The sequence below is a fragment of the Burkholderia sp. Bp9004 genome (assembly GCF_003858025.1).
GTDB classification, from domain to species: Bacteria; Pseudomonadota; Gammaproteobacteria; order Burkholderiales; family Burkholderiaceae; genus Burkholderia; species Burkholderia diffusa.
The window spans coordinates 64190-89647 of record NZ_QTQD01000018.1 but is presented as its reverse complement, the minus strand read 5'-3'; the positions used below and the strand labels follow the sequence as shown (position 1 = coordinate 89647).

Annotated in this window: 23 protein-coding genes and 1 pseudogene; 13 read left to right on the top strand and 11 right to left on the bottom strand. The window is 66.5% G+C overall.

Translation table 11 applies throughout. The features are described 5' to 3' along the window. The first annotated feature begins 13 nt into the window (after positions 1-13). Both DIE08_RS20320 and DIE08_RS20315 read left to right on the top strand, forming a co-directional pair. On the top strand, positions 14-1258 hold the full coding sequence (locus DIE08_RS20320; RefSeq protein ID WP_124627757.1) for an acyl-CoA dehydrogenase family protein: 1245 nt from the start codon (positions 14-16) through the stop codon (positions 1256-1258). A 79-nt stretch (positions 1259-1337) separates the two neighbouring features. Beyond that, entirely contained in the window at positions 1338-2243 is a 906-nt protein-coding gene (locus tag DIE08_RS20315; RefSeq protein ID WP_059604864.1) for a LysR family transcriptional regulator, read from the top strand. A 43-nt stretch (positions 2244-2286) separates the two neighbouring features. Here the strand turns inward: DIE08_RS20315 and DIE08_RS20310 are convergent, their stop codons facing one another. From DIE08_RS20310 to DIE08_RS20290, 4 genes and pseudogenes are all read right to left on the bottom strand, one after another. Beyond that, positions 2287-3414, bottom strand: coding sequence for a molecular chaperone DnaJ (locus DIE08_RS20310; RefSeq protein WP_124903259.1), 1128 nt, complete (start codon positions 3412-3414; stop codon positions 2287-2289). 432 nt (positions 3415-3846) lie between these two features. Then, complete coding sequence (locus tag DIE08_RS20300) at positions 3847-6219, bottom strand: DNA polymerase II (protein ID WP_124903257.1); 2373 nt, start codon at positions 6217-6219, stop codon at positions 3847-3849. 216 nt (positions 6220-6435) lie between these two features. Next, positions 6436-8080: pseudogene (locus DIE08_RS20295) on the bottom strand (EAL domain-containing protein). 356 nt (positions 8081-8436) lie between these two features. After that, a complete protein-coding gene (locus DIE08_RS20290; RefSeq protein WP_124903255.1) occupies positions 8437-8748 on the bottom strand; it encodes a hypothetical protein in 312 nt (103 codons plus the stop codon). Between the two features lie 368 nt (positions 8749-9116). On the opposite strand from DIE08_RS20290, the gene DIE08_RS20285 reads away from it, so the two are divergent. Both DIE08_RS20285 and DIE08_RS20280 read left to right on the top strand, forming a co-directional pair. Then, positions 9117-9398 (top strand): transcriptional regulator, encoded by a 282-nt coding sequence (locus tag DIE08_RS20285; RefSeq protein WP_124627749.1) that lies wholly within the window; start codon positions 9117-9119, stop codon positions 9396-9398. 60 nt (positions 9399-9458) lie between these two features. After that, positions 9459-9710: an energy transducer TonB gene (locus DIE08_RS20280; protein ID WP_059447486.1), complete on the top strand. Its 252-nt coding sequence runs from the start codon at positions 9459-9461 to the stop codon at positions 9708-9710. A 194-nt stretch (positions 9711-9904) separates the two neighbouring features. On the opposite strand, the gene DIE08_RS20275 is transcribed toward DIE08_RS20280, so the two are convergent. Both DIE08_RS20275 and DIE08_RS20270 read right to left on the bottom strand, forming a co-directional pair. Then, the gene (locus tag DIE08_RS20275; protein WP_124627747.1) at positions 9905-10339 is read right to left on the bottom strand and encodes a phosphatase; all 435 of its coding nucleotides are present in this window, start codon (positions 10337-10339) and stop codon (positions 9905-9907) included. Between the two features lie 324 nt (positions 10340-10663). Continuing rightward, positions 10664-12022 (bottom strand): NAD(P)/FAD-dependent oxidoreductase, encoded by a 1359-nt coding sequence (locus tag DIE08_RS20270; RefSeq protein WP_124903253.1) that lies wholly within the window; start codon positions 12020-12022, stop codon positions 10664-10666. Positions 12023-12122: 100 nt separating this feature from the next. Between DIE08_RS20270 and DIE08_RS20265 the strand changes: the two genes are divergently transcribed. Continuing rightward, positions 12123-13076, top strand: coding sequence for a LysR family transcriptional regulator (locus DIE08_RS20265; protein WP_124627743.1), 954 nt, complete (start codon positions 12123-12125; stop codon positions 13074-13076). Between the two features lie 49 nt (positions 13077-13125). Here DIE08_RS20265 and DIE08_RS20260 read toward each other — a convergent pair whose 3' ends face one another. Next, positions 13126-13323, bottom strand: a complete 198-nt coding sequence (locus DIE08_RS20260; protein ID WP_124903251.1) for a hypothetical protein — start codon at positions 13321-13323, stop codon at positions 13126-13128. A gap of 192 nt (positions 13324-13515) precedes the next feature. Between DIE08_RS20260 and DIE08_RS20255 the strand changes: the two genes are divergently transcribed. Both DIE08_RS20255 and DIE08_RS20250 read left to right on the top strand, forming a co-directional pair. Next, positions 13516-14421: an AraC family transcriptional regulator gene (locus DIE08_RS20255; RefSeq protein WP_124627741.1), complete on the top strand. Its 906-nt coding sequence runs from the start codon at positions 13516-13518 to the stop codon at positions 14419-14421. A gap of 196 nt (positions 14422-14617) precedes the next feature. Continuing rightward, positions 14618-15505, top strand: coding sequence for an NAD(P)H-binding protein (locus DIE08_RS20250; protein WP_124903249.1), 888 nt, complete (start codon positions 14618-14620; stop codon positions 15503-15505). A 34-nt stretch (positions 15506-15539) separates the two neighbouring features. Here the strand turns inward: DIE08_RS20250 and DIE08_RS20245 are convergent, their stop codons facing one another. Both DIE08_RS20245 and DIE08_RS20240 read right to left on the bottom strand, forming a co-directional pair. Then, complete coding sequence (locus DIE08_RS20245) at positions 15540-16742, bottom strand: benzoate/H(+) symporter BenE family transporter (RefSeq protein WP_124903247.1); 1203 nt, start codon at positions 16740-16742, stop codon at positions 15540-15542. Positions 16743-16971: 229 nt separating this feature from the next. Further along, positions 16972-17997: a fatty acid desaturase gene (locus tag DIE08_RS20240; RefSeq protein ID WP_124903245.1), complete on the bottom strand. Its 1026-nt coding sequence runs from the start codon at positions 17995-17997 to the stop codon at positions 16972-16974. A 313-nt stretch (positions 17998-18310) separates the two neighbouring features. On the opposite strand from DIE08_RS20240, the gene DIE08_RS20235 reads away from it, so the two are divergent. Then, positions 18311-19135, top strand: coding sequence for a phosphate/phosphite/phosphonate ABC transporter substrate-binding protein (locus tag DIE08_RS20235; protein ID WP_124903243.1), 825 nt, complete (start codon positions 18311-18313; stop codon positions 19133-19135). Positions 19136-19158: 23 nt separating this feature from the next. Here DIE08_RS20235 and DIE08_RS20230 read toward each other — a convergent pair whose 3' ends face one another. Next, positions 19159-19899 (bottom strand): GntR family transcriptional regulator, encoded by a 741-nt coding sequence (locus tag DIE08_RS20230; protein WP_059604908.1) that lies wholly within the window; start codon positions 19897-19899, stop codon positions 19159-19161. A gap of 1 nt (position 19900) precedes the next feature. Continuing rightward, the gene (locus tag DIE08_RS20225; protein WP_124903241.1) at positions 19901-21586 is read right to left on the bottom strand and encodes a sigma-54-dependent Fis family transcriptional regulator; all 1686 of its coding nucleotides are present in this window, start codon (positions 21584-21586) and stop codon (positions 19901-19903) included. Positions 21587-21719: 133 nt separating this feature from the next. On the opposite strand from DIE08_RS20225, the gene DIE08_RS36265 reads away from it, so the two are divergent. The 5 genes from DIE08_RS36265 (at position 21720) to DIE08_RS20200 (ending at position 25439) form a co-directional block, all read left to right on the top strand. Continuing rightward, complete coding sequence (locus tag DIE08_RS36265; RefSeq protein ID WP_260436545.1) at positions 21720-22106, top strand: phenol hydroxylase subunit; 387 nt, start codon at positions 21720-21722, stop codon at positions 22104-22106. A 16-nt stretch (positions 22107-22122) separates the two neighbouring features. Continuing rightward, on the top strand, positions 22123-23118 hold the full coding sequence (locus tag DIE08_RS20215; protein WP_124903239.1) for a phenol hydroxylase: 996 nt from the start codon (positions 22123-22125) through the stop codon (positions 23116-23118). A gap of 36 nt (positions 23119-23154) precedes the next feature. Beyond that, positions 23155-23424, top strand: a complete 270-nt coding sequence (locus DIE08_RS20210; RefSeq protein ID WP_059604920.1) for an MmoB/DmpM family protein — start codon at positions 23155-23157, stop codon at positions 23422-23424. 38 nt (positions 23425-23462) lie between these two features. Further along, entirely contained in the window at positions 23463-25013 is a 1551-nt protein-coding gene (locus DIE08_RS20205; protein WP_124627729.1) for an aromatic/alkene/methane monooxygenase hydroxylase/oxygenase subunit alpha, read from the top strand. A gap of 69 nt (positions 25014-25082) precedes the next feature. Then, on the top strand, positions 25083-25439 hold the full coding sequence (locus tag DIE08_RS20200; protein ID WP_124903237.1) for a phenol hydroxylase subunit P4: 357 nt from the start codon (positions 25083-25085) through the stop codon (positions 25437-25439). Positions 25440-25458 lie beyond the last annotated feature (19 nt).

Sequence of the window (25458 nt, the reverse complement as noted above, 5' to 3'; positions counted from 1 at the left end):
CGAGGAGTCGATCATGGACTTTGGCTACACCCCGAAAGTGGAAGAACTGCGCGAACGCGTGCGTGCATTCATGGACGCGCACATCGTGCCGCGCATCCGTCAGTGGAACGAGGAAGTGCATGCGGGGCAGTATCCCGTGTCGTTCATGGAGGCGCTGAAGGAGCGCGCGAAGGCCGAAGGGCTGTGGAACCTGTTCCTGCCGCACCTGAAGGAGGACGAGCCGGGCACCGGGCTGACGAACCTCGAATACGCGCCGCTCGCCGAGATCATGGGGCGCGTGGGCTGGGCGTCGGAGGTGTTCAACTGCAACGCGCCGGACACCGGCAACATGGAGCTGCTGCACATGTTCGCGACGCCCGAGCAGCGTGAACAGTGGCTGCTGCCGCTCTTGCGCGGCGAGATCCGTTCGGCGTTCGCGATGACGGAGCCCGACGTCGCGTCGTCGGACGCGACCAACATCACGACGCGCATCGAGCGCGTGGGCGACGAATACGTGATCAACGGCCGCAAGTGGTTCATCACGAACGCCGCGCATCCGAACTGCCGGATCTTCATCGTGATGGGCAAGACCGATCCCGACGCGGAATCGCACCAGCAGCAGAGCATGATCCTGGTGCCGCGCGACACGCCGGGCGTGACGGTCGTGCGCAACATCACGGTGGTCAATCACTATGCGCCCGAAGGGCACTGCGAGATCACGTTCGACAACGTGCGCGTGCCGGCGCGCAACCTCCTCGGCGAGGAAGGCAGCGGTTTCGCGCTCGCACAGGCGCGCCTCGGGCCGGGCCGGATTCACCACTGCATGCGTTCGATCGGCGCGGCCGAGCTCGCGCTGGAACTGATGATCGACCGCGCGCAGTCGCGCGAGGCGTTCGGCAAGCCGCTGAACCGGCACGGCACGATCGGCGAATGGATCGCGCGCTCGCGCATCGAGATCGACCAGGCGCGCCTCCTGGTGCTGAAGGCCGCATGGATGATCGACAAGGTCGGCGCGAAGGCGGCGCGCAAGGAAATCTCGATGATCAAGGCGCTCGTGCCGACCGTATACACGGACGTGTGCGACCGCGCGATGCAGGTGTTCGGCGCGATGGGCCTGAGCCCCGACACGCCGCTCGCCGATCTGTGGACCTGGGGCCGCGCGCTGCGCTTCGCGGACGGCCCGGACGAGGTGCACCTGCAGGCGATCGCGCGCATGGAGATCAAGGACGCCGTGCGCGGTTCGACCGAGCCGTACCTGACACGGCCGCCGCGCGGCTGAGCCGCGCGCCGCGCGGGGACGCGACGTGGAGGAGCGGGAGACGCACGCCGTATTAAGATGCCGGCAAGGAGATCCGGCGATGCGTCTTTCGAAGATTGATCTGAACCTGTTCGTCGTATTCGAGGCGATCTACAACAAGCGCAACCTGACGCGCGCGGCCGAGGTGCTGAACCTCACGCAGCCGGCCGTCAGCAACGCGCTGGCGCGGCTGCGCAAGACGCTGAACGACCCGCTGTTCGTCAGCACGCCGGCCGGGATGATGCCGACGCCGATGGCCGAGAACATCGTCGGCCGCGTGCGCGAGGCGCTGCAGCTGCTCGATTCGAGCGCGCACGAAGGCGACGTTTTCGATCCCGCTTCGTCCGAGCGCGTGTTCCGGCTCAGCATGAGCGACCTGACCGAGGCGCTGCTGCTGCCCGCGCTCGGTGAACTGCTGCAGACGCATGCGCCCGGCATGCACGTGCGCAGCTACACGATGGACCGCCGCGAAGTGGCGACCGCGCTCGCGAACGGCTCCGTCGACATCGCGATCGACGCGCCGCTGATCGGCGACCCGCACCTGCATCAGGCGCTGCTCGTGCGCGACCGCTACGCATGCATGATCCGCGACGATCACCCGTTCAAGGGCGACGCGCTGACCATGGACGACTACCTGTCGATGGGGCACATCCACGTGTCGAGCCGCCGCAAGGGCAGCGGGCACGTCGATGCGGAGCTGACGCGGCTCGGGCTGCGCCGCAACATCCAGATGCGGGTGCAGCACTACATGGTCGCGCCGCTGATCGCGATGCGCGGCGATCTCGCGCTGACGGCGCCGCTCAGGCTGCTGCAGCGTTACCCGGCGCGGATTCTCGAACTGCCGTTCGAGATGCCGGGGCTCGAATACTTCTGCTACTGGCACCGCAGCGCCGATCAGGATCAGGGTAGTCGGTGGCTGCGTGAGCAGTTGATGATGCTGATGGGCGGGATCGGCGAGCCGCAGTGAAGGGCGCGGCGTGCGCATCGCGCGTTTGCCCGCGCTTGCCGGCTCAATACGAATCCTCGTCGAAGCGCGACGATGCGCGCCGGCGCTTCATGTCCTTCAGCCAGCTCCTGACCTGATCCGGATCCTCGAACTCGCGCAGCGCGACGGCCAGGTCCTGGTTGCTGCGCTGCATGCCGGCGATGTCGCGCGCGAGCATGCGCAGGACCGTATCGGGCGCGACCTTGTTCGACGACGCGATGCCGTAGGTCCGCCGGAAATCGTTCTCGACGTGCACGATCTCCTGATCAAGTTCGCGCAGTTGTTCCTCCAGGATGCCGTTGTAACGCGTGAGCCGCGCTTCGCTGAGGCCGTCGATTGCACGGCGGTCGATCTGTTCGATCTCCAGCTGGAGCTCCAGCAGCTGCAACAGGTTGCCCTTCTCGTAAGCGCGGTTGACCCGCTGCATCAGCACGGTCTTGCGTTGTTGTTCCAGCGGATCGGTTTCGCGATCGGGATGCAGCGCGCTCGCGAGCTTGCGATAGATCTCGCGGATCGACTTGCTCGATTCGGCCTGCTCGGCTTCGACGCGGGCCTGCGCGGCCGATTGCTTCGGCGCTTTCTTGCGCTTCGCGCGCTGGGCCTCGCGGGCCGCGTGAGCGGCCATGTCGCGCTCGAACTGTGCATCGAGTTCGGCTTGCATCCGTTCGGCCAGCTCGTCCGGCGACAGTGAGTCCAGATCCTCAGCAGGTTGCGATTGCGGTTGGGGCTCCCGCGCCGGTTCCGTTGGCTCGGGCTCGGCCGCTGCGTTGCCGACGTGCCCGGATTCGGCGTGCCGGTTGTAAATGATCTTCAGCGCCGCGTCGTCGCTCACATTCAGCAAATCGCGCGCCATGTCGGCGATCAGGTCGGACAGCGTGCGCTGTTCGGCCTTGCTCAAGCCTTTCTGCAGAAACGTGTCGTCGAGCAGATGAATCAGCCGGATCCGCAGCGCCGTCGCTTCCTGTTCGAGCGGCAACAGCGCGTCGACGAACTTCTTCTGGAACGCCGGCATCACGGCTTCCCACGCGCCGAGCCGCTCGCGCCGCTTTTCGATGTGCTTGACGAGCGTATTGAACGTTTTCTGGGCTTTCGACAGGCTGGCTGTCTCGTGACCGGGCGCGATGGCGACCGCGGCACCGCGACGTGCGGTCATGATGAATGTCCTCCGGCCGCGGCGGGGGGCGCGGCAGGCCGGTATTTTAGCCGGACGGACGCACTCCTTCCGGCGTGCGGCGTTACAGCACGGCCATCGATTCCGTCATGTTCTGCTTCATGTAGTCGAGGAAGCGCTTCCGGAACAGCATCGTGTGCTCGTGCGCGGCGCGTTCGGCGGCGTCGGCATCGCGTTGCGCGATCGCGTCGATCAGTTCGTCGTGGTCGCGCCCGAGTTTCGCAGCCGTCAGCGAACTTACGGTGAAGTCGCACGCTGCCGTCGCGGCGAGTGCTTACGGTATCGCGGTGTCGGCCGGCGAGCGGGCCGGCCTGAATGCCGATCGAGGCGTGCGCAACCCGAGGCCCAACAGGATGCGAAGCGGTTGCGAACGCAACCGTATGAAGATATTGGCTAGCGCAGTACCGCGTGTCGTCAGTCGCCGAACAACTGCCCCTGCCCGGAAATCACGCGTTCGAAATCGTCGCGCAGGAACGGCAGGATCGCATCGGCGACCGGCTGCAACTGACGGCTCACGTAGAACGCGTAGTCGATCGGCGAGCGCATCGTCTCGAGCGGCTCCGGGCCGGCCGTCGTCATCACGTAGCTGATCCAGCCGCCGCGCTGGTACTGCAGCGGCCGGCCGCGCGCCTGGTTGAATTCGTCGGCGATCCGCGCGGCGCGCACGTGCGGCGGCACGTTGCGCTGGTATTCGCTCAACGGCCGGCGCACGCGCTTGCGATAGATGAGTTGCGCGTCGTATTCGCCGGCGAGCGTGCGGCGCACGTAGTCGCGAATGAAGTCCTGATACGGTTCGCGCTTGAACACGCGCCGGTAGAGCTCGCGCTGGAATGCCTGCGCGAGCGGCGTCCAGTCGGTGCGCACCGTTTCGAGCCCCTTGAACACGAGGTCCTCGCCGCCGTTCGCCGCGAGCGCGAGACCCGCATAGCGCTTCTTGCTGCCTTCTTCCGCACCGCGCACGGTCGGCATCAGGAAGCGCCGGTAATGCCGCTCGTACTGCAGTTCGAGCGCGCTCTCCAGCCTGAAGCGATCGCGCAGGTGCGCTTGCCACCAGCGGTTCACGTGCTCGACGAGCGCGCGGCCCTTGGCGGCGGCTGCGTCGTCGTCGTGCTCGCGCCCGAGCCAGACGAAGGTCGAATCGGTATCGCCGTAGATGACTTCGTAGCCCTGCGCCTCGATCAACTCGCGCGTGCGATGCATGATCTCGTGGCCGCGCATCGTGATCGACGACGCGAGGCGGGGATCGAAGAACCGGCAGCCGGTCGAGCCGAGCACGCCGTAGAACGAATTCATGATGATCTTCAGCGCCTGCGACAGCGGCGCGTTGCGCTGGCGTTTCGCTTCGTCGCGGCCTTCGGACACGCGCCGCACGATGTCGGGCAGGCAATGCGCGGTGCGCGAGAAGCGCGCGCCGAGAAAGCCCGGCACCGACGTGTCGTCGCCCGGATGCGCGAGCCCCTCGATCAACCCGGCCGGATCGATCAGGAACGTGCGGATGATCGACGGATAAAGGCTCTTGTAATCGAACACGAGCACCGAGTCGTACAGGCCGGGCCGCGAATCCATCACGAAGCCGCCGGGACTATTCTGGCCCGTCACGTCACCGAGGTTCGGCGCGACGTAGCCGAGCCGGTGCATGCGCGGCAGGTAAAGGTGCGTGAACGCGGCGACCGAGCCGCCGGTGCGATCGGCCGCGAGGCCCGTGACGGTCGCGCGTTCGAGCGCGAAGGACAGCAGGTCGGCCTTGTCGAAGATGCGCGTGACGAGTTCGCAATCCTTCAGGTTGTAGCGCGCGAGCGCGGGCCTGTCGTGATCGAAGCGGCGCTGGATCTCGTCCATCCGCTGATACGGATTGTCGATCGACTTGCCTTCGCCGAGCAGCGACTGCGACACGTATTCGAGGCTGAACGACGGAAACGTCCACGTCGCCGATTTCAGCATGTCGATGCCGTCGAGGATCAGGCGGCCGGCCGCGCCCGCGAAGAAATGGTCGGGCTGCTGGCCGTGCGCGCGCCACTCGAGCACGCTGCCGCCGCGGCCGAGCTTCAGCGGCACGCCGTATTGTTCCGCATGCGCATGCAGGATGCGCAGGTCGAACTGCACGAGGTTCCAGCCGATCACCGCATCGGGATCGTATTCATCGAACCATTCGTTGAGGCGTGTGAGGATCTCGGCCCGGCTGTCACAGTAGTCGAGACGGAAGTCGACGGCCGACGCGTCGCCGTTCGGCGGGCCGAGCATGTAGACCTGCCGTTGTCCGCAGCCCTCGAGTGCGATCGAATAGAGCTCGCCGTGGACGCTCGTCTCGATGTCGAGCGACACGCAGCGCAGTGTCGGCCGATAGCCGGTCGCGGGTTTCAGTTCGGCGTCGGTCAGCGTGCCGTCGTGGCCGGCCGTGCCGCGAAACAGCACCGGTGCGGTAATGAAGCGCTCCATCGCGTAGCGGTCGGGCGGCTGCACGTCGGCTTCGTAGACGTCGACACCGGCCGCGGCGAGGCGTTTCTGGAGTCCGGACAGGTGGCGGTAGCGGCGGCAATAGAGGCCGGCCACCGCGCGCTGGCGGAAGTCGCGCAGCGCGAGCGGGCGCAGTTCGGCATCGCGTTCGCCGGCGAGCGTGTGTTCGGCGAGCGCCTGCTGCTCGACCGGCACGAACGCGACGGCTTCCTGCGGGCGCAGCCGCACGCGGCGCGGACCGTGTTCGGTTGCCAGCCAGAACTCGATCTCGATGCCGGATGCGGTGTCCCGCCAGTGGCGGGTGAGGATGAAACCTTGCTCGAACTCCGTCAAAACGCTTGCTCGTCGTGGATGCCCAGGCGGCGGATTTTAGCGCCTCTCGCGCGGTTCCCGCCGAAGGGCGGATCGATGGCATCAGGTGGCAGGAAGCCGCCGCGTGACCCGCCACGCAGCGCATCGACCGCGTGCGGCAGCCGGCGTCACGTGCGGACCGGACGACGCGTGTGCGTCACGTATTCGCCGACCGGGCGTTTAGCGCCGATGCGGCATTCAAGCCGGCATCGGCGCGAAATTCCGCTTCAGGTGTTCCGCTCGCCGTGGCCGCTGATACAGATAGCCCTGCGCGTACTGAATCCCGACCGCATGCAGTGCGCGATGCTGCTCTTCCGTCTCCACGCCCTCGGCAATGATCTTCAGGCCGTAGTGGTGGGCGACCGCCGCGATTCCTTCGATCAGTTTCGCGTTGCCCGTCGTGAGCTGCGAGATGAACTGTCGGTCGATCTTCACGTAGTCGAACGGAAAGCGCGACAGCATGTCGAGGTTGCTGTGATGCGTGCCGAAGTCGTCGATCGCGAACTTCGCGCCTTTCGCGCGCAGTGTGGCGAATATCTCGGTGGTGCGCGGATTCTTCTCGAGCAGGATGCGCTCGGTCACTTCGAGGACCAGCGTGCTGCCTTGTGGAAGCCTGCCGATCGTGTCTTCGACGACGGACACGAAGCGCGCGCGTTCAAGATCCTTCGGCGCGACGTTGATCGCGATGCGTAGCGGCACCGACGGCGCGAGTGCGGTCAGTTCCGATACGGCCCTCCGAAGCACGAACTCGGTCACCTTCGGCAGGACCGCACTTGATTCGACCTGCGGCACGAACACGGCCGGACTGATGGCTCCCCATTTCGGATGGTGCCAGCGCAGCAGCGCCTCGACGCCGACAGTCCTGCGCGTTTCGACTTCGACGATCGGCTGGTAGACGACATGAAATTCGTTGCGCTTCAGCGCATTGCGAACGGCCTTCAGCAACAGCCGGCGCGGCGCCATCGCGAGCAGGTACGTGGCCGCTACGAGGCCGTTGACCAGCAGCGCGATCGTCAGGCAGATGAGTCGGTAGCGCCGCTGCACCTGCGAAACGTAGGGTTCCGCCGAGCTGACGGAGACTGTGAATGGCCACGCGTTCGACGCAATCTTGCTGCCCGTGGCCGGCGCCGCGCTGAGTGACGGGACGAACGTACCATGCCGATCGATGCTTCCCGCGCCCTCGATCGACAGGGTGGCCGTTTCCGCCCCGAAGCGGGTTCCGTGCGCGAGCACGTCTGCCACATAGTCGCCTTCGACCAGATAAAGGACGCCGGAGTCGGGCGCGGTCGCGCGAAACGCCACCAGCACCGGAACGTCACGCTGAAACGGCGTTTGCCGAAGCAGCGTGATGGCCGTCATCCCCGGCGCTGGCGCGTGAATGTAGGCGTCGAGCGGGACGTTGATCGCGCCCAGCGCCGACGAGCAGGTCGCGACCGCTGTTCGCCAGCCCGACGGCCCGAAGATAGCGCAGGTGAGTGCCCACTTCGGCGAGCGTCCTGAAGATCGTCGTGCAGGGCCGCCCGACCAGCGCGTTCAACTCATCCGGATGCCGCGTGCGAATCCCGTCGAGGATGCGGTCGACCGATATCACGATGTCGTTCGCGACGTCGCTTTCGTGCCGTGCAATCGAGTCTCGCGCCAGACGCCCTGCAACGACGAGCGCCAGCACGAACACGAGGATGCAGACGATCAGGGCAACCGGGAAGACGATGTGCGACCACGCGCCGCTGCGCTGGAACGCGGGTTTCGGGCGCGGTGCGAGCGCGGATGGTCCTCGGGTCGTACTTGTTGTTGTGCGCATGTGAATGCAGGTCGAACCGGTCGATGAATTGGCGCGAGGCATTCGCCGTGCCTGGCCGGGGCACCGCGGCTCGCGCCCATATCGGGACGCAAATCGATTCTACGCTCGCGAAACGCACGAAGCGACATCGCGGCGGGAGCACAGGATTCGAGGCGCTCTTTCGTAACATACATCGACAACGGATGTATGTCGGTATCGCACACCCCAAAAAAAACCCGGCCGCATCGATGTGCAGCCGGGACAGAAGACACCGTCTCTTGGCACGAGGATGGTGCGCGGCAAGTATAAGGCGTGTTACGCGCGATTACGAAATATTGTTATTCAAAAAATAGCGCAATATCGAGATTGATGCTTGTCGAGAAATATTTGCATCGCGCGTCACATCTAGCGGCCGCGCTTCAGAAGTCGTTGCGCATCTTGTGGAGCAGGTCGCGAGGCGATTGATGCGTGTCCATGGCGGTGAGGACGTCGGTCAGGAACCACGGCAGGTTCAGTTGCGTATCGGAATCGCCGACGCAGATGCGGATCGGTGGCGCCTTCGACGCCGTGCGGGAGCCGGGCGCTGCGCCGGCGGACGTCGAGGACGGCACGCAGTTTCTCGCTTGCTGCGCAACCGGCGCGGTGGCATTGTCCGTGGCGGTGCCGGCGACCGCCGGCAAGCTGACGGCGGCAAGCAGGATCAGGATGGCGAAAGGGGCGGCGCGTTTCATGTGATTCTCCGGCGATGCACGTTCGACACCGTCGGCGGGCCCGAGTTCGGCAGGTTGCCGATGCCGCACGCGTGACAACATCGGCATGTCCGACGCGGTCGAACGCGGTACGTGAGTGGTCTCGCGCACAGGATCGATCATTCAAACGTCAAGAATCGTTTGGATCCCCCTCAGACGCTTGCGATGCTGAATGCGCTCATTTATCGTGCCGCCACGACGGCGCCGATACAGGGCGTCGAGCCAGTTCGCAAGGAGCATTCGTCATTACCGCATTCAATCGTCGCACGCATGTACGTGCCTTTCTCGTCGCATCGGTCGCGTATCTCAACCTGTCACAGCCCGCGTCGGCGGCCTATACGGAATCGTGGATGAGCGACCACGACGTCAAGGAATACGCACACCAGGTCAAGCATTCACCCGTGGCAGCAAGCGGTGCGGCGGCCGTGAAGCCGGGGCGGCAACCCGGTTCTTGGCGGTCGAATGCGCCGGCCGCGGCGCATGCCGACGCGAAACCCGTGTCGAAGGCGCACGCGGCACCCGCGAAGACCCGCAAGGTCGAGCATGCGGTCGGCATCGATCCGAAGGCGCCCGTCGTTGCGAAGCCGAAGGCCGTGCGGGCGACGCACAAAAGCGTGGCCATTCAGCACTGACGTTGCACGCAGGCCGGCACGTATCGATAACCGAAGCGTTCGAGCATCACGGAGAAACCCATGTCGCTGATGGACCGCCTGCTGTCACGCGGCGTGCAGAACGGCACGTCGAGAAGGCGCGTGATCGTGCGTGTCTGGCTCGACGAGCACGGGCGTGTCCGCGATCTCAAGGTCAGGCGCAGTTGCGGCGACGCCGCGCTCGACGAGAAAGCGCTTCACGCGATTGCGGTCATGCGCTTCCCCGGCGGTCATCTTGGCTCGGGCGGGAAATCGGCGAAGCGCTGGCACGATCTCGATTACCCGGTGGACTGACGACGCGTCGAGGCTATCCGTCACAGCGCTTCAATCCCGTGTAATCGTAGAAGCGGCTTCCGGCGGCGAGTTTCTCGCCGTCGCACGCCGCCCTGGAAATCCGTCGCGCGCTTGTTTAACAGCATCTTCACGATGACCCGCGCGCCGTTGCGATACACGTCCCGCGCGAGCCGGCCCGTATGCAGGTGCTCAGGTCAGTGCAGGCCTGCCGATGCGATCGAGCGCATCGTGTCGGTGATGCGCACGCAACGCGACAGGCCGAACGTCTCGGCTTCGCGGCGTTCCGGTTCGCTGCTCGCGACGGCCACCGCGCGCTCGGGCGGCACGCCCAGCGCCTGCAGCGCGATGTCGAACGGATGCTGGCTTGATACGGAGTCCTGCTGATTGGCGTCGGTCACGACGACCGAGAAGCGGTCGAGGTTCGCGCGGCCGAACTGGCCTTCGAACATGTCGCTGAGCCGGGCGGCAGGCAGCGTCGTGACGAGACCGAGTCGATATCCTTGCTCCGACGCGCTGTCGAGCCACTGGATGATCGCATCGCGCTGGTTGCGCGATTCGTGCGAATCCGGTGTCGCTTCGATCTGCGCGAATGCGGCGTCGAGACGGGTGACGATGGCTTCGATGACCACGGTGATTCCTCTCCTGAGACGTGACGATCCGTTCGCGGACGGGAATGCCCAACACCTTAGCGTCGATCCGGAAATTACAACCAATTAATATTTATAGTCGACTCATACGATTCGACTAATGAATGGGGCGGTGAGCCAACACCGGCGCGGGATGCGCCCGATCCCATGTTTTGCGGATGATTTGCATCGTATCGACGGGCTTCCATGTGATGCACCAAACGTGCGCACGCAACGAATGCACCGGATCCGTGCAGACAAGAAAACGGCGTATCGGGCGAGGTGCGCCCGATACGCCGTCTTGCGATGCCGTGTGGCAGTCGGCGATCAGTGCAGCTTGATCGACGGCTGGTTGAGCCTTTGCAGCCAGTGGCTCAGCGACTGAAACAGCGCGCGCTTCAGACCGTACACGCTGAACAGATGCTTGCGGTACAGGAACTTGTACAGCCCGATCGCGGCGAGCCCGTCGACGATCAGCGAGCGCGAACGCACGCCGAGGTCGGCCTGATACACGGCTCCTGCCCGGCCGAGCGACACGACGGTGCCCGCGTCGCGGAACGTGAAGCCCGGCGTCGGCTTGCCGGCGAGGCGCCGCGCGAGCGCATCGCCGAGGTACACGGCCTGCTGGTGCGCAACCTGTGCGCGCGGCGGCAGGAAACCGCTCGCATCGGCCGACGGGCACGCGGCACAATCGCCGAACGCATACACGTGCGGATCGTCGGGCGTCTGCAGCGTGTCGGTCACGATCACCTGGTTCGATCGGTTAAGCGCGATGTCGCCGAGTTCCCGCAGCATCGCGGGGCCCGCGACGCCGGCCGCCCAGATCGTGATGTCGCTCGCAAGCCGCTCGCCGGTCGCGGTCATGACCGCGTCCGCGCCGACTTCCGCGACGCGCGTATCCGTCAGCACGTCGACGTTCATCGTGCGCAGTTGCGCCTGCATCCTGGCCGACAGCCTTTCGTCGAGCGCCGGCAGGATGCGCGGGCCGCCTTCGATCAGCCGGATGTGTACGTCGCGCGCCGACACCAGTGCCTTGAAGCGATACGTCGTCAGCTGCTGGATCGCATGACGCAGCGCCGCGGCCAGTTCGACACCCGTCGCGCCCGCGCCGATCACGTTGATGCAGATCGGTGCCGCGCGCCGCGCCGGCTGCTGCTCGGCCAGGTGGTTCGCCTTCGTGCAGGCGGCGAGGAACTTGCGGCGGAAATCCTCGGCCTGGTCGAGGTTTTCGAGCGGCAGCGCGTGACGCGCGGCGCCCGGCACGTTGAAGAAGTTCGTCACGCTGCCGACGGCCAGCACCAGATCGTCGTAGCCGAGCTCGCGTTGCGGCAGGATCTCCGTGCCGTCCGCGTCCTGCACCGGCGCGATGGTCGCCGTGCGTGCCGCGCGGTCGACCCGCTGCAGCGCGCCCTGCACGAAGCGGAAGCCGTGGCGCTTCGCCTGCGCCGCGTATTCGATCGAGTGCGAGGCCGGATCGCGATGGCCGGATGCGGCTTCGTGCAGCAGCGGCTTCCAGAAGTGCGTCGGGTAGCGGTCGACGAGCACGACGTCGGCTTGCCCGCGGCGGCCGACCGTGTCGCCGAGGCGCGTGGCGAGCTGCAGGCCGCCGGCGCCGCCGCCGACGATCACGATGCGCGGCACGCGCGGTGCGCGATCCGTGGCAAGGGTAGGCGTGATGTGGTCCATGTTGTGGCTCCCGCTGATGACGATTCGGATGACATTGCTCAAGAACCGACGATATAGTTTTGAACCTACGCGAACAATTTAATGTTTATAAGCAACTCATATGTATTCACTTATAGGAAAGGCCGCGACGTTCCGGCAGCTGAAGGCGCTGGACATGATTGCGCGGCTCGGTAGCGTATCTCGCGCGGCCGAGGAGCTGAACCTGACGCAGCCGGCCGTGTCGCTGCAGGTTCGCCTGCTCGAGGAGGCGGTGGGCGCTGCGCTGCTGCAGCGGGTGGGGCGCGGCGTGCAGCTGACCGCGGCCGGTGAAATCGTGGCGCGCTATGCGCGTGAGATCCTGTATCTGTGGAGCGAGGCCGGCGACGAAGTGGCCGCGCTGACGGGCGACCTCGGCGGCACGCTGCGGATCGGCGCGATTACGACGGCCGAGTATCTGATTCCGCCGCTGCTGGTGAAATTCACCGCGACGCGCCCGCACGTGAAGACCTATTTCAAGGTCGGCAATCGCGACGACATCATCCGCATGCTCGCGACGCATGAAATCGATCTCGCGGTGATGGGCAGCGCGCCGAGGGAGCTGCGCACGCACGCGGTCGAGTTCGCGAAGCATCCGATGGTGTTCGTCGCGGCGCCCGGCCATCCGCTGATGCAGCGCAAGCGCGTCGCGCTGAAGGATCTCGAATCCGCGCACCTGCTCGTGCGCGAGCGCGGTGCGGGCACGCGCTCGACCGTCGAGAGCCTGTTCAAGACGGCAGGCCATCGCTTCCATGTGGGCTCCGAACTGTCGAGCAACGAGGCGATCAAGCAGATGGCCGAAGCGGGGCTCGGCGTCGCGTTCCTGTCGTTGCACGCGTGTGCACTCGAGTTGCGCACCGGGCTGCTCGGGCAACTGCCGTTTCCGGGCAACCCGATCGAGCGCGAATGGTATGTGGTCACGCTCGCCGACCGGCGGATCTCGCAGGTGACGGGGTTGTTTCGCGACTTCCTGATCAAGCAGGGCGCCCCGGTGATCGACGGCGCGACGGTGGCGCCGCACGAGCGGCGGCGCAAGTAGGCGCACGCCGGGGACGCGGGCGGCGTGTGCGAGCCGTGCGTTCCGCCGGTCAGACGATCCCGAAGTCGTCGTTGCTGTCGGGAATCGACGCGAGCAGCCGTTCGAGGCGGTACCAGCCGATCATGCGCAGGCACCGCGCGGCGAAGGCGGTCCGGTTGTTGCGGGGAGCGGGGCCGGCAGGACGGCGAGCCGCACGGGACGACGAAGCGAGGATGAACGCCGCGCGTCGTGGGCAGGAATGGGGCATGACGGTCTCCGTAGGTGTCGGATGAGGCCATCGTAATCGTCGCGGCGTCCGTCCGCGCGCAGGCAAGGATGCGGCGGAGCAGGAACGGATGATCTTTTTCTGCCCGGCGCGGGAATGGCGGTGCGCGCCCGGCAAGCGGCCCGGAAAAGCGTCACAATGCGCGTTCGACACCCGATCTGGTGGAGGGGAACCATGAGCGATCCGATTCTCGCCGCGCCGACTGACAACGGCGTGCCGGTCAGCCTGCGCTCCAGCCGCGGGCTCGGCTGGCGCGGCTTCGGCGCGTCGCTGCTGGAGATTCGCGCCGGTACGTACCGGATTCCGGCCACGGATCATCACCGCATCGGCGTGCATATCGGCTCGCCCGTGCGCGCGGATTGCGTGTGCGACGGCGAACGCGTGTCGCGCATCCAGGCCCACGGCGACATCGACGTGATTCCCGCCGGCCTGCCGGGCCAGTGGACCGACAGTGCCGACTGCCGGATCCTGCACGTCGCACTCAGCGACACGTTCGTGCGGCGCACGTTCGAGCAACTCGAGCTGAAGCCGTCGCAGGCGCAGATCCGCCGGCGGCTGCAGGTGCGCGATCCGCGCCTGCAGCACATCGCGTGGGCGATGGCCGCCGAACTCGAAGCGGAAGACGCGTCGGATCCGCTCTATGCGGAGAGCCTGTGCACGGCGCTCGTCGCGCGGCTGGCCGACAGCCAGCCGGTGTTTCGCGAGCGCCGGCGTATGCTTGCGCCGAAAGCGGCGGCGCGCGTGATCGACTATGTCGAGGCCAACCTCGAACGCCGCATGACGCTGGCCGAACTCGCGGCGCTCGTGTCGATCAGCGTGCCGCATTTCAAGGTGCTGTTTCGCGAGACGCTCGGGATGCCGGTGCATCAGTACGTGGTGCGGCGCCGGGTCGAGCGTGCAAAGGCGTTGCTGCTCGAAGGCCGGCTCAGCATCAGCCAGATCGCGCTCGAAGCCGGGTTCGCGCATCAGAGCCACATGGCGAACTGGATGAATCGCGTGCTGGGCGTGACGCCGACGGAGGTCGCGCGCTCCGGAGCGCGGGGCGGGCTGCGGCTCGCTTATGACGGCGAGGACCGTTGATCGACCGCTGTACCGGATTGGCCCCGCGGGGGCCGACGATCGGCGAGCCCATGATCTGCCGGAGCAGGCGACGCAGCGGACACACTCGGCAACCGTGTAATCCGTCATCCGTTCCTGTTCCGATCATCCGTCCGTGCGCGTCACGTTGGCTGTGAGCGCCGAGAATCACTGCACCATCATCCCCCGGGAGCGGATCGTGTTCGTGATCTTCGGAGCATCAGGCAACGTCGGACTGTCGACTGTAACGACCTTGCGCCAGGCAGGCCATCCGGTGCGCGCGGTGCTGCGCGACGCACGCCGGCGCGAACGCTTCGCGCAACTCGGCTGCGACGTCGCGATCGCCGATCTGACGGACGCCCGCGCGGTCGCCGCGGCGATCGATGGCGCGCAAGCCGTGCAGATGTTGTGCCCGGTGCCGATCGCCGACAGCGACCCGGCGGCAACGATGGAGCGGACGATCGACCTCGTGACCGGCGCGCTCGTCGCGAATCCGCCGCCGGCGCTGCTCGCGCTGTCGGACTATGGCGCCGAGCGCGACGGCAACACGGGCATCACGCGGCTCTTTCATCGTCTGGAGGAAAGGCTGAGGACGGTCCCGACGCGGCTCACGCTGCTGCGCTCGGCCGAACACCTGCAGAACTGGACCCGCGTGCTGCCCGTCGCACTCGCAACCGGCGTGCTGCCGAGCTTTCACCATCCGGTCGACAAGGTGTTTCCGACGGTCTGGGCGCCCGATGTCGGTGTCGCGGCGGCGCGGCTGCTGCTCGATTCCGCCGAAACCGGCAATGGGCCGCGTATCGTCAGCATCGAAGGGCCGCGGCGGGTGAGCGTGCGGGACATCGCGGATACGCTCGGCGCGGTCGCGGACCACGAGATCGTCGCGCGCGAACTGCCGCGCGACGCATGGACCGCGACGCTGTTGCGCGCGGGGCTCAGCGAGCGTCATGCGCAACTGATCGTCGATCTCTATGACGCGCACAACGCGGGGCAGATCGATGTCGAGGCCGACGTGTCGGAGCGGGTGTATGGCGCGACGACACCGGCGGAGGCATTCGCCAAGCTGGTGCGCGAGCATGCGCGGTGAGCGACGCGGCGGCTGAGCGGGCGCGCGCCGCGCGTTACGTTTGCCGCCGCGCCCAGCTCGTCACCCCATACGCGATCGACCCGATCACGATCCCCCAGAACGCAGACCCGAGCCCGAGCCACGTCATCCCCGATGCGGTCGCCAGGAACGTGATCACCGATGCCTCGCGATGCGCCTCGTCCTCGAAGATCCCGTGCACGTTCGCGCCGATCGCACCGATCAGCGCGAGCCCCGCGAGGATCGCGACGAACGCCTTCGGCAGTGCAAAGAACAGCGTGACGATCGTCCCCGCGAAGAGCCCGCCGATCAGGTAGATCACGCCGTTCGCGATGCCCGCGATGTAGCGCCGGTCCGGATCCTCGTGCGAATCCTTGCCGGTGCACAGCGCCGCGGTGATCGCCGCGACGACGATCGTGATCCCGCCGAAGCACGCGACGACGAGCGACATCACGCTGGTTGCGGTGATGATCGGCCGCGCGGGCGTGTGATAGCCCGAGACGCGCAGGATCGTCATCCCCGGCAGGAACTGGCCGGTGAGACTGACGACGACGAGCGGCAGCGCGAGGCTGAGCGTGGTGCCGAGCGTCCATTCGGGCGCGATGAAGATCGGCCGCGCGATGCTCGGCGACACGTTGCCGAGATGCGCCATCCCGAGCAGCGTCGCGAGCGCGGCGCCCGTCAGCAGCACGAGCACGATGCTGTAGCGCGGCAGCAGGCGCTTGAAGAGCACGTATGCCGCGATCATCCCGAACCCGAGCACCGGCTGCGCGGTCGCGGCGGAGAACGCATGCATGCCGAACGGCAGCAGGATCCCCGCCATCATCCCGCACGCGATGCCGCGCGGAATGTGGCGCACGAGCCGGTCGAAATAGCCGGTGATGCCGATCACGAGGATGATCAGCGCGGCCGTGATGTACGCGCCGACGGCCTGGTTCAGCGTCAGCTGCGGAAAGAGGCCGACGAGCAGCGCGGTGCCGGGCGCCGACCATGCGGTCACGATCGGCACCTTCAGTTTCCAGCTCGCGAAGAGGCCCGACACGCCCGCGCCGATCGAGATCGCCCAGACCCACGACGCCACCATCTCGTTGGGGACATGCGCGGCCTGCGACGCCTGAAAGAAGATCGCGAGCGGGCCTGCGTAGGAAATCAGCACCGCGAGAAAGCCCGCGGTCACCGCGGAGACGGACCAGTCGTTGCCGATCGAGCGGATCGCGCCGGGCGAGGTGTTCGGTTGCATCGTCGTAGAGGAGTGCGGCGCGCGGCCGGGCGGCTGAGCCGGGGCGAATGATTGTCGGAGGCCCCGGACGATCCGTCATTCTGGGCATTGCCGCCGAAATTGGCAATTTGCCGATGAAGATCGGTGTTGTCGGCTTTTCGTAAGAAATGCGCGTCGGGGCGGCCGTGCTGCATTGCGCGGGCGTCGTCGCATCGGACGCCTTCACGGCGAAGCGCGACTCACTCAAGCACTACGTACTGATCTGAAGATACCCGTCGACGGCGGCGACCTTCGCACCACTGCCCGTCGACAGCGACGCCGTGCCCTGGTCGAACGGATGCACGGATGTGTCGGTCGGCGTCCACGCATGGCGCGCCAGCAGTTCGCGATAGCCGCCGCGGATCACGAAGCCGCCGCATTTCTCCGCATACGCATCGCGCCGCATCCGGTACGCGCGCGGCAGGTCGTACCACGGCAGTGTCGGCAGGTCGTGATGCACGAGGTGATAGTTGTTGTTCAGGTACAGCAGCCGCATCGCGAAGCCGGCTTCGTTGATCGCGATGCGCGCCTTCGGGTGCCGCGCGGCGCGATGCTCGTACAGCGAACGGATCATCGCGAGCGACAGCGCGGGCCACGTGATGGCCAGCAGGTAATACCACCACGGCACGCCGATTGCCCACTGCAGCCATGCGAGCAGCGCGACCACGCAGGCGGCATGCGTGATCCACATCCGCAGATTGCGGAAGTCGCCGCGCCGGAACGCGGCGAATGCGTCGGCGAACATCGCGGCGACGCTCGTCGGCGGCCCGAACACGAGGCGTCCGGCGAAGGTGGTGCGCGCAACCGTCAGCGTGCGACGCCAGCGCGGCAGCCGCGCCCACCGCTCGCGCGACACGTAGTTCGTTTCCGGATCGACGCCCGGCACGGTCAGGTCCTCGTCGCGGTGATGATCGAGGTGCGTGTCGCGATAGAGCGTGTACGGATACCAGATCGTCAACGGCGGGTAGCCGAGCAGCCGGTTCACGAACGCGGAACGCGTCGGATGGCCGTGCAGCAGCTCGTGCTGCAGCGACATGTGCCATGCGCCGAGCAGGATCAGCGGCGGCGTCGCGGCCGCGAGCGACAGGCGCTCGGCGCGTACGAGCAGCAGCACGGCGAGCCAGCCGCCGTAGATCGCGACGACCAGCAGCCACGTCGGCCACTCGGTGCGGGCAGTGAAGCGGGCGTTGAGTGCGGCGATCGCGCGCGCGTGGTCGACGTCGAAGTATTCGGCCATGGTGCTGGGGCGGGATGAAGCGGGTGATTCGGGTGCTATACGGGTAACGGGTAGCGGACGATCGCGCCGGTGCGGGCCGCGATGCTGTTGACAGAAACGGGGCGCGGCTCGCGGTCGGCCGCTACAGCGGCTTGCGACGGTGTCGCGACACTGGAACGCTAACCGGCTCGCGTAGTCAGGCCAACCAAGCAATTCGCATTTGCTTATCGCTGCGCGGCAGATAAGCATTGACCGACCCTGCGCGTGCCGGACCGGCGCGAACCCCGGGCGAACGGGCTTTCTCCAACGCATCGCCGGTGCGTAGAATGCACGCATGAGCCCATGGATCGCCGGACTGCCGATGTACAACGTGACGCCGCGCCACGCCGCACTGTGGCGCGCGTTGCTGCGTGACGCGCTCGATGCGTTCGCGCGTGCCGGCGGGCCTGCCGGCGTCGCGCTGCTCGACGAGCCGTTCGGGGATCTGCACGCGCTGTGGCACCGCAACGACTTGCTGTTGTCGCAGACATGCGGTTATCCATACCGGATGCTCGGATTGCGCGATGCCGTGCACCTGATCGCGACACCGGCATTCGATGCGCCCGGCTGCGACGGCGCGCGCTACAGCAGTGTGCTGGTGGTGTCGGCGCGCGTGTACGCGGGCGGCGCGACGACGCTGACTGCCTGTCGCGGATTGCGGGCAGCATTCAATGGCGCGGATTCACACAGCGGGATGAACGCGTTCCGGCATGCGGTCGCGCCGCATGCGCATGACGGGCGTTTCTTCAGTTCGGTCGTGTCGTTCGGCTCGCACCTGAACGTGCTGCGCGCGCTGGCGGCAGGCGTTGCCGATTGCGCGGCGATCGACTGCGTGACGTTCGCGTATGTGCGTGACGCACTGCCCGAGTTGTTGAACGACGTCCGGATCATCGGCATGACGGCGTCGGCGCCGGGCTTGCCGTTGATTGCGTCGAAGGCGCTGGACGCAACGCTGGCAGGCGCGTTGCAGGATGCGCTCGATGGTGCGGTCTCGGTCGATCCGGCGCGAGCGAACGCACTGCGGCTGAAGGGTTTCGAGCGTCTGCCGCCGAGTGCCTACGACACGATTGCCCGGCTCGCGCAGGACGCGGCCGCGCACGGGTATCCCGAGCTGGCGTGAGCGCAGCGTCCGCGCGACGGTGGCTAGAACGGCAAGGTGCCGGGCGGCGCATTGCGTACCACGGCGAGCGTCGTGCCGATATGATCCTCGAGCGCGAGTGCCGCGCGCGCATCGGCGCGGCGCATCGCGGCCTCGAACAGGCATGTGTGCTCCGCATGCACGTCGCGCTTCGAATCGCCGAGCCCGATGCACACGCGCCGATAGCGTTCGCTTTGCTGCGACAGCATGCGCAGGATCAGGTACGTCCAGGGCGTCGCGGCCGCCGAAATCAGCGCTTCGTGAAAGCGCCGGTTGCACGCTTCCCATGCGGCGCGGTTTTCGATGGACACCGGCTGCTCCCAGGCCGACAGCATGTCGAAACTCTGCCGCACGCGTTGCGCCCATGCGTCGTCGCCGCGCCGCACGGAGTCGCGCAGCGCATCGACCTCGATATGAATGCGCAGCCGCGTGATGGCTTCGAGATCGTCGACCGACATCGGCGTCACGCGAAACCCGCGCTGCCCTTCGGCGACGACCAGCGCATCGCTGACGAGCCGCGTGAGCGCCTCGCGCAGCGTGCCCGCGCCGACGCCGTACACGTCCTTCAGATGCTCGACGCGCAGCTTCGTGCCGGGCGGGTGATGTCCCTCGATGATGTGTTGCCGGAGCTGGTGATACGCATGCTCGCTGAGCGTGCGGGCATGCGGCTCGGCGGCGTCGGCGTCGGCCGGCTCGTGCGCCGGCGGCGGGTCGTCGAACGGATGGGCGGGCAGGATGGTGTTCATGTCACGCGTCCTCCTGATCCTGTTTGCGGTTGAGCCGATAGCTGAGTTGCGCGCGCGTCAGGCCGAGCAGGCGCGCGGCGGCCGACAGGTTGCCGTTCGCGCGGTCGACGGCCTCGTGCAGCAGCGCCCGCTCGAGGCCGTCGAGTCCGCCGCCGCCCTGCAACTGGTCGAGGATGGCGCCGCAGTCGATCGACATCGCGGCCGCCGGCCGGATCTGCCCGGCCCGATCGACCGTCGCGCCACCGGGCGCGCCGACGCCGGGGAACAGGTCCTTCGCGTCGACCGGACGGTTCGGGCGCGACAGGATCACCGCGCGCTCGATCAGGTTCTCGAGCTCGCGCACGTTGCCGGGCCAGCGGTAGCCGCGCAGCGTGTCGTAGGCGTAGTCGGTCAGCGTCGGCGTCGGCTTGCCGTGCACGGCCGCGAAGCGTTCGAGCATTGCGTCGGCGAGCGGCGCGATGTCGTCCTGCCGGTCGCGCAGCGGCGGAATCAGCACGGGGTAGACGTTGATCCGGTAATAGAGATCGGCGCGAAAGGTGCCGTCGCGCACGGCCTGCTCGAGATCGCGGTTGGTCGCCGCGACGACGCGGACGTCCACCTTCCGGCCCTCGGTCGCGCCGAGCCGCTCGACCTCGCCCTCCTGAAGCACGCGCAGCAGCTTTGCCTGCACGTCGAGCGGCAGCTCGCCGATCTCGTCGAGAAACAGCGTGCCGCCGTCCGCGCGCTCGAAGCGGCCGGCGCGCGCGGCTTGCGAGCCCGTGAACGCGCCTTTCTCCGCACCGAACAGTTCGGACTCGATCAGCGCATGCGGAATGGCCGCGCAGTTGATCGCGACGAACGGCTTCTGCGCGCGCGGGCTGAGGCCGTGCAGCGCACGCGCGAAGCGTTCCTTGCCGACGCCCGTTTCGCCGGTGAGCAGCACGGCGACCTTGGTCGGCGCGGCCGTTTCGAGCAGCGCATAGGCTGCACGAAATGCGTCGGAACGCCCGACGAGCCGAGTCCGGCTGTCGTCCGGCGCGATCTCGAGGCGCAGCGATTCGACTTCGGTCTGCAGGTCGCGGATCGTGTTGATCAGCGAGTCGGCCTTGAACCACGACGAGATCTCGTCGGCATCCGGCCATTCCTCGGCTGGCTTGCCGACGATCGTGCAGTGCGGGTCGTGCATGCCGACGCAGGTCGTTTCCTTGAACAGGATCGTCCGGCCGATGAACGCGCTGGTGTAGCCGGTCGCATAGCCGATCAGCATCCAGCAGACGGGTTCGGGCTGCGGCCCGAACGTGCGGCGGTGCACGTCGGCTTCCCATGAATGTTCCCAGCGGTATTCGCAATAGAACGCGCCCGTCGCGGGATCGGCCTCGAACCGCAACGGCGTGACCTGAACGGCGCCTTCGAGCATGTGCAGTTGCGGGCCGACATGGAACATGTCGAACAACGACGCGCCGCTGCGAATTTCGCGGGCGAGCGCGGCGTCCCGTTCTCCGGCGGCGAAGCCGACCCGCGTGAAGAAGCGTCGCGTCTGTGCCGGTCCGACGCTTTCCATCAGTTCCTGGCGCAGCGTTGCCAGCGCGCCGGCATGCAGCAGCACCATCCGCTGACCGGCCAGCCAGATGCGACCGTCGCTCGCCGAAAAATGGATCAGCTTGCGCAGGTCGGTGTCCGGCGGCAATGGGGGCAGGCTGGGCCGCATCGTGTCTCCTCCGTCGAGATTTCTCGTGATTTTCAAGGTTTTCGCCAGCGGCGCCGCGGCGGGCGGATCGATTTGATCATTTCGTCAAATGCGTTCTACCGGGTTGCTCAAATGATGAAAGGCGCCACCAGATATGGGTTCGGGCGCGGTCGCAAGCGAGCGATTTCCGTTCTGGTTAACCGCCATTGTGGATCGCGAATTTGAACTTCGCGTCAGGGCTTTCCCTCAATTATCGAGATTTTTTGAGCGCGTGCCCGCACGTGGCACGGATGCTGCATTGAAGTGCGGCATGGAGGCGACACCGATCATGAATCAGCACCCGACCGATCTTTCCCCGCTCGACCCTGGCCGCAAGTGCGCGCGCGTGACCGGCACGAACGTGCGCGGCTTCGTCGAATTCGAGTTTTCGCTCGGCGGCGCGCCGGATCTGTTCGTCGAGCTGACGTTGTCTCCTGCCGCCTTCGACGCGTTCTGCCGCGAACAGCAGGTGACGCGGCTCGACGTCGAAGCGAACCCATGACCTTGAGGAGCAAGAAGTGACCATCGAGCTGAAGACAGTCGACATCAAGCCGCTCCGGCACACCTTCGCGCATGTCGCGCAGAACATCGGCGGCGACAAGACGGCGACGCGCTACCAGGAAGGCATGATGGGCGCGCAGCCCCAGGCGAACTTCCATTACCGGCCGACCTGGGACCCGGACCACGAGATCTTCGATCCGTCGCGTTCGGCGATCCGGATGGCGAACTGGTACGCCTTGAAGGATCCGCGCCAGTTCTACTACGCGTCGTGGGCGACGACGCGCGCGCGCCAGCAGGATGCGATGGAGTCGAACTTCGAGTTCGTCGAATCGCGCCGGATGATTGGCCTGATGCGCGACGACGTGGCCGCGCAGGCGCTCGACGTGCTGGTGCCGCTGCGCCATGCCGCGTGGGGTGCGAACATGAACAACGCGCAGATCTGCGCGCTCGGCTACGGTACCGCGTTCACCGCGCCCGCGATGTTCCATGCGATGGACAACCTCGGCGTCGCGCAGTACCTGACGCGCCTCGCGCTCGCGATGGCCGAGCCCGACGTGCTCGATGCGGCCAAGGCCAGCTGGACGAACGACGCCGCATGGCAACCGCTGCGCCGCTATGTGGAGGACACGCTGGTCGTGGCCGACCCGGTCGAGCTTTTCGTTGCGCAGAACCTCGCGCTCGACGGCCTGCTGTATCCGCTCGTCTACGACCGCTTCATCGACGAACGGATCGCGCTCGCGGGCGGCTCGGCGGTCGCGATGCTCACCGCGTTCATGCCGGAATGGCACGCCGAATCGAATCGCTGGATCGACGCGGTGGTGAAGACCATGGCCGCCGAATCCGACGACAACCGCGCGCTGCTCGCCCGCTGGACCCGAGACTGGTCCGCACGGGCCGACGCGGCGCTCGCACCGGTCGCGGCGCGCGCGTTGCAGGATGCCGGCCGGGCAGCGCTCGACGAAGTGCGCGAGCAGTTCCATGCACGCGTCGCAAAACTCGGCCTCGCGCTCTGACGCCGCGCATATCCCCTCAATCCAAGGAAAGCCAGCATGTCGAACGTATTCATCGCCTTTCAGACAAATGAGGACTCCAGACCGATCGTCGACGCGATCGTCGCCGACAACCCGCACGCGGTGGTGGTCGAGTCGCCCGGGATGGTCAAGATCGACGCGCCGGACCGGCTGACGATCCGCCGCGAAACGATCGAGGAACTGACCGGCACGCGCTTCGACCTGCAGCAGCTGCAGGTGAACCTGATCACGCTGTCCGGCCACATCGACGAAGACGACGACCAGTTCACGCTGAGCTGGTCGCACTGAACGCTGCGCAACACGCACCGACAACACCGGAGACACGAATGGACACGCCAACGCTCAAGAAAAAGCTCGGCCTGAAGGACCGCTACGCGGCGATGACGCGCGGCCTCGGCTGGGAGACGACTTACCAGCCGATGGACAAGGTCTTCCCGTACGACCGTTACGAAGGCATCAAGATCCACGACTGGGACAAGTGGGTCGACCCGTTCCGCCTGACGATGGATGCGTACTGGAAATACCAGGGCGAGAAGGAGAAGAAGCTGTACGCGGTGCTCGATGCGTTCACGCAGAACAACGCGTTCCTCGGCGTGACCGACGCGCGCTACATCAACGCGCTGAAGCTGTTCATCCAGGGCGTGACGCCGCTTGAATATCTCGCGCATCGCGGTTTCGCGCACGTCGGCCGGCACTTCACCGGCGAGGGCGCGCGCATCGCGTGCCAGATGCAGTCGATCGACGAGCTGCGGCACTACCAGACCGAAACGCACGCGATGTCGACGTACAACAAGTTCTTCAACGGCTTCCATCATTCGAACCACTGGTTCGACCGCGTCTGGTACCTGTCGGTGCCGAAGTCGTTCTTCGAGGACGCGTATTCGTCAGGGCCGTTCGAGTTCCTGACGGCGGTCAGCTTCTCGTTCGAATACGTGCTGACGAACCTGCTGTTCGTGCCGTTCATGTCGGGCGCCGCGTACAACGGCGACATGTCGACCGTCACGTTCGGCTTTTCCGCGCAGTCGGACGAATCGCGTCACATGACGCTCGGCATCGAGTGCATCAAGTTCCTGCTCGAGCAGGACCCGGACAACGTGCCGATCGTGCAGCGCTGGATCGACAAGTGGTTCTGGCGCGGCTACCGGCTGCTCACGCTGGTCGCGATGATGATGGACTACATGCAGCCGAAGCGCGTGATGAGCTGGCGCGAGTCGTGGGAGATGTACGCGGAGCAGAACGGCGGCGCGCTGTTCAAGGATCTCGCGCGCTACGGCATTCGCGAGCCGAAGGGCTGGCAGGACGCCTGCGAAGGCAAGGACCACATCAGCCACCAGGCATGGTCGACATTCTACGGCTTCAACGCGGCGTCGGCGTTCCACACGTGGGTGCCGACCGAGGACGAGATGGCGTGGCTGTCCGCGAAGTATCCCGACTCGTTCGACCGCTATTACCGCCCGCGCTTCGACTACTGGGGAGAGCAGGCGAAGGCCGGCAACCGCTTCTACATGAAGACGCTGCCGATGCTGTGCCAGACCTGCCAGATCCCGATGCTGTTCACCGAGCCCGGCAACCCGACGAAGATCGGCGCGCGCGAGTCGAACTACCTCGGCAACAAGTTCCATTTCTGCAGCGATCACTGCAAGGAAATCTTCGACCACGAGCCGCAGAAGTACGTGCAGGCATGGTTGCCCGTGCACCAGATCTATCAGGGCAACTGCTTCCCGCCCGATGCGGACCCGAGCGCGGAAGGCTTCGATCCGCTCGCCGCGGTGCTCGATTACTACGAAGTGCAGATGGGCCGCGACAACCTCGATTTCGACGGCTCGGAAGACCAGAAGAACTTCGCGGCCTGGCGCGGCCAGGCCACGAGCAACTGATCGATACACAACCTTGAACGAGACCGGCGTACGCGCGAATGCGCAAACGCCGGCCGACAGGAGACAAGCATGACCGTCATCGCGCTCAAACCCTACGACTTCCCGGTGAAGGACGCGGTCGAGAAGTTTCCGGCGCCGCTGCTCTACGTGTGCTGGGAAGACCACCTGATGTTCCCGGCGCCGTTCTGCCTGCCGCTGCCGCCCGATATGCCGTTCGGCGCGCTCGCGCGCGACGTGCTGCCGCCCATCTACGGCTATCACCCCGACTTCGCGAAGATCGACTGGGGCCGCGTCGAGTGGTTTCGCTCCGGTGAGCCGTGGGCGCCCGACGCAGCGAAGAGCCTGGCCGACAACGGCCTCGGGCACAAGGACCTGATCAGCTTCCGCACGCCGGGCCTCGACGGCCTCGGCGGCGCGAGCTTCTGACCGCCACGCTGACGAGCGA

Bases quoted from the DNA above. Each gene is read 5' to 3' on its own strand.
- DIE08_RS20320 (WP_124627757.1), top strand. From the start codon at position 14: ATGGACTTTGGCTACACCCCGAAAGTGGAAGAACTGCGCGAACGCGTG.
- DIE08_RS20315 (WP_059604864.1), top strand. From the start codon at position 1,338: ATGCGTCTTTCGAAGATTGATCTGAACCTGTTCGTCGTATTCGAGGCG.
- DIE08_RS20310 (WP_124903259.1), bottom strand. From the start codon at position 3,414: ATGACCGCACGTCGCGGTGCCGCGGTCGCCATCGCGCCCGGTCACGAG.
- DIE08_RS20290 (WP_124903255.1), bottom strand. From the start codon at position 8,748: ATGAAACGCGCCGCCCCTTTCGCCATCCTGATCCTGCTTGCCGCCGTC.
- DIE08_RS20285 (WP_124627749.1), top strand. From the start codon at position 9,117: ATGAGCGACCACGACGTCAAGGAATACGCACACCAGGTCAAGCATTCA.
- DIE08_RS20280 (WP_059447486.1), top strand. From the start codon at position 9,459: ATGTCGCTGATGGACCGCCTGCTGTCACGCGGCGTGCAGAACGGCACG.
- DIE08_RS20270 (WP_124903253.1), bottom strand. From the start codon at position 12,022: ATGGACCACATCACGCCTACCCTTGCCACGGATCGCGCACCGCGCGTG.
- DIE08_RS20265 (WP_124627743.1), top strand. From the start codon at position 12,123: ATGTATTCACTTATAGGAAAGGCCGCGACGTTCCGGCAGCTGAAGGCG.
- DIE08_RS20260 (WP_124903251.1), bottom strand. From the start codon at position 13,323: ATGCCCCATTCCTGCCCACGACGCGCGGCGTTCATCCTCGCTTCGTCG.
- DIE08_RS20255 (WP_124627741.1), top strand. From the start codon at position 13,516: ATGAGCGATCCGATTCTCGCCGCGCCGACTGACAACGGCGTGCCGGTC.
- DIE08_RS20245 (WP_124903247.1), bottom strand. From the start codon at position 16,742: ATGCAACCGAACACCTCGCCCGGCGCGATCCGCTCGATCGGCAACGAC.
- DIE08_RS20240 (WP_124903245.1), bottom strand. From the start codon at position 17,997: ATGGCCGAATACTTCGACGTCGACCACGCGCGCGCGATCGCCGCACTC.
- DIE08_RS20235 (WP_124903243.1), top strand. From the start codon at position 18,311: ATGAGCCCATGGATCGCCGGACTGCCGATGTACAACGTGACGCCGCGC.
- DIE08_RS20230 (WP_059604908.1), bottom strand. From the start codon at position 19,899: ATGAACACCATCCTGCCCGCCCATCCGTTCGACGACCCGCCGCCGGCG.
- DIE08_RS20225 (WP_124903241.1), bottom strand. From the start codon at position 21,586: ATGCGGCCCAGCCTGCCCCCATTGCCGCCGGACACCGACCTGCGCAAG.
- DIE08_RS36265 (WP_260436545.1), top strand. From the start codon at position 21,720: ATGGGTTCGGGCGCGGTCGCAAGCGAGCGATTTCCGTTCTGGTTAACC.
- DIE08_RS20210 (WP_059604920.1), top strand. From the start codon at position 23,155: ATGTCGAACGTATTCATCGCCTTTCAGACAAATGAGGACTCCAGACCG.
- DIE08_RS20205 (WP_124627729.1), top strand. From the start codon at position 23,463: ATGGACACGCCAACGCTCAAGAAAAAGCTCGGCCTGAAGGACCGCTAC.
- DIE08_RS20200 (WP_124903237.1), top strand. From the start codon at position 25,083: ATGACCGTCATCGCGCTCAAACCCTACGACTTCCCGGTGAAGGACGCG.